General features: G+C 61.9%; 4 protein-coding genes. 2 read left to right on the top strand and 2 right to left on the bottom strand.

Features of this window, described 5'->3' with window-relative positions; genetic code table 11:
- The coding region (locus tag L0H65_RS19830) for a DDE-type integrase/transposase/recombinase (protein WP_367652013.1) at positions 1–295 on the bottom strand (295 nt) is incomplete at its 3' end.
- A gap of 129 nt (positions 296–424) precedes the next feature.
- Between L0H65_RS19830 and istA the strand changes: the two genes are divergently transcribed.
- Positions 425–1,954 carry an IS21 family transposase gene (gene istA, locus L0H65_RS17400; protein ID WP_301460487.1) on the top strand — a complete coding sequence of 510 codons (1,530 nt, stop codon included), beginning with the start codon at positions 425–427 and terminating at the stop codon, positions 1,952–1,954.
- Positions 1,955–1,965: 11 nt separating this feature from the next.
- Positions 1,966–2,724 (top strand): IS21-like element helper ATPase IstB, encoded by a 759-nt coding sequence (istB, locus tag L0H65_RS17405; protein ID WP_301460488.1) that lies wholly within the window; start codon positions 1,966–1,968, stop codon positions 2,722–2,724.
- An 18-nt stretch (positions 2,725–2,742) separates the two neighbouring features.
- On the opposite strand, the gene L0H65_RS17410 is transcribed toward istB, so the two are convergent.
- Positions 2,743–2,932 (bottom strand): hypothetical protein (locus L0H65_RS17410; protein WP_301460489.1); only part of this gene is annotated, 190 nt, incomplete at its 5' end.

The raw sequence follows: 2,932 nt of genomic DNA on the forward strand, positions 1-2,932 counted from the left end.
GATCATCGGGCCATCCATTCAGGGCCCGGGCGCGCAGTTCCTGGCCGTTATCAACGACCAGGATATCGGGGTATCCCCTGCTCTCACGGGCCACGCGCTCCAGCATATCCACGATGCGCTCTCCCGGCAGCGAGAAATCGACCTCGATCGCAGGGCACTCCCGGGTGCAGTCATCCTTGAGGTTGGCCGTGCGAAACTTGCGGCCATTGGCCAGGGAATCGCTGGTGAAATCGAGTGACCAACGCTGGTTGGGCGCAATTGCGTATTCCGGGGTGATGCGCCCACCGATTCCGATTTGATGCGCCCACCCGTTCCGATTTCATCCGCCCACCGATTCCGGGGTATTCGCCCACCCCTGTGACGTGCTGCTGCGAGGCAATCTGTAACCGGCTACCTTCCGCCCTTTTGGCACGAAGGAAGCCCGATGAAGAGATTGCCGATGCGGAAGATACGAGATGTTTTGCGGCTCTCAGCCGAGGGTCTGTCGACGCGCCAGATTGCGGCAAGCCTGGCGATCGGGCGCACCACCCTTCGGGGCTACCTTGATCGCGCCGACGAGTTGGGCCTGAGCTGGCCGTTGCCGCCAGGCCTTTCCGACACTGACCTTGAGCGGCAAATCTACCCCCGGACGGCGCGTGATGTGTCAAACCGCGCGACCCAACCTGACTGGGCGCATATTCACCGCGAGTTGCGCCGTAAGGGCGTGACGCTGTCGTTGCTGTGGGAGGAGTATCGCGCGGATCACCCGGGGGGCTATGGCTACTCCCGGTTCTGCGAGCTTTACACGCGGTGGGAAGGCAAGCTGTCGCCGGTGATGCGTCAGCGCCATCCGGCGGGCGAGCGGCTGTTCGTCGATTACGCGGGGCACACAATCGACGTGATCGATCCCAAGACCGGCGAGGTGCGCAAGGCACAGCTGTTTGTCGCGACCCTCGGCGCCTCGAATTACACCTACGCGGAAGCGACTTGGACCCAATCCCTGCCAGATTGGATCGCGAGCCATGTGCGTGCCTTCGGCTTCTTCGGGGGTGTGACGGCGCAAATTGTATCCGACAACCTGAAGGCAGGGATCACAAAAGCCTGCTTCTACGACCCTGTGATCAACCGGACCTATGGGGATCTGGCGGCGCATTACGACACGGCTGTGGTGCCGGCGCGGCCGCACAAACCAAAAGATAAATCAAAAGTCGAGGGCGCGGTTTTGCTGGTTGAGCGCTGGATCCTGGCGCGGCTGCGCAATCGGCAGTTCTTCAGCCTTGAGGATGTGAACGCGGCCATTCGCCCGCTTCTGGACCGGCTCAACGACAAGGTCTCGCGCCATCTCGGCGCCAGTCGCAGGCAGCTGTTCGAGCAGCTGGACATGCCCGCCCTGAAGCTGCTGCCTGCGGAACCCTACGTTTACGCCGAGTGGAAGAAGTGTCGCGCCGGGCTCGATTACCACATCGCGATCGGCAAACATTATTACTCGGTTCCCTATCAGTTGCTGAGGAAAGAACTGTGGGCGCGTATTACCGCCCGCACAGTCGAAGTCTTCCATGTTGGGCAGCGTGTCGCCTCTCATGTGCGCACCTCCGGAAACGGGCAGCATTCCACGCAGCGCGATCACATGCCAGCGCATCACAGGTTCCGCGAAGATTGGACGCCGCAACGCATCCAGGCCTGGGCCGCGCGTGTCGGACCAAATGTCGCGATCTTCGCAGAGGTCGTGATGCGCGACCGTAAGCACCCCGAACAAGGCTATCGCACCTGTCTGGGCGTGATCCGTCTGGCCGACAAGTTCGGTCGGGACCGCCTTGATGCCGCCTGCAAAAGGGCGCTCGAAATTAACGCGCGCTCCTATTCGTCGGTCCAATCCATTCTGAAGAATGGGCTGGACAGCAAGCCCCGCACCCGCGCCACGGAGGAGCCTGCCATCACTCACACCAACATCCGGGGCGCCGATTACTTCCATTGAAAGGACACGTCATGCTCCCTCACCCAACCCTCGATCATCTGAAAGCCATGCGATTGGACGGCATGGCCGAAGCCTTCGCGGAACTTCAGGCCCAAGATGGTGCCGCCGATCTCAGCCACGCCGAATGGCTTGGCCTGTTGGTCGACCGCGAAGTCTCAAGCCGAGAAAACAAGCGCTTCGAGGCCCGTATGCGCTCGGCCAGGCTGCGCCATGTGGGCGCCTGTCCGGAGGATGTCGATTACCGTGCGCGGCGCGGCCTCGACAAGGCGCTGTTCCAAAGCCTGCTCACTGGTAAGTGGATCACCGACAAGCGCAGCCTGATCATCACCGGCCCCTGTGGGGTCGGAAAAACCTGGCTCGGCTGTGCCCTGGCGCAGGCGGCCTGTCGTGATGGTGTCACCGTGGTTTACAAGCGGATGCCCCGCCTCTTCGAAGAACTGGAACTGGCCCATGGGGACGGTCGCTTCCCCCGCTTGTTCCGCAGCATAACGAAAGCCCAACTGCTGATCTTGGATGACTGGGGCCCGGACCGGCTTACCGCCACGCAGCGTCGTGATCTGATGGAGATTGTCGAGGAGCGATACGGCCGCGGCTCGACCATGATCACCAGCCAGTTGCCCATCACCGCCTGGCATGACGTCATCGGAGAGCCTACCTTCGCAGATGCCATCCTCGATCGCATTGTTCATAACGCTTACCGCCTCGAACTCGAGGGGGCGTCCATGCGGAAAACTATCGCCAAAATGGATGACGAAACGCCTCAAACCTGATACCCGAAATCCACTGCCTCACGGCAACGCGTCACAGGTGGGCGAATAGCCCGGAACAGGTGGGCGCATGTCGTCGGAATGGGTGGGCGGATGCTCCGGAATACGCACCCCAATCAACCGTGACGCAATCGCCGTCCGGATCGCAAGGCGTCGGGGCATTGCTCTGTGCCAGCAGGGCCGATAACGCCCCGCGCCGGCCCTCGCCGAT

Source organism: Pseudorhodobacter sp., assembly GCF_030452865.1.
Taxonomy (GTDB): domain Bacteria; phylum Pseudomonadota; class Alphaproteobacteria; order Rhodobacterales; family Rhodobacteraceae; genus Pseudorhodobacter.

Excerpts from the sequence above, each read along its gene's own strand:
- istA (WP_301460487.1), top strand. The coding sequence starts at position 425 with ATGAAGAGATTGCCGATGCGGAAGATACGAGATGTTTTGCGGCTCTCA.
- istB (WP_301460488.1), top strand. The coding sequence starts at position 1,966 with ATGCTCCCTCACCCAACCCTCGATCATCTGAAAGCCATGCGATTGGAC.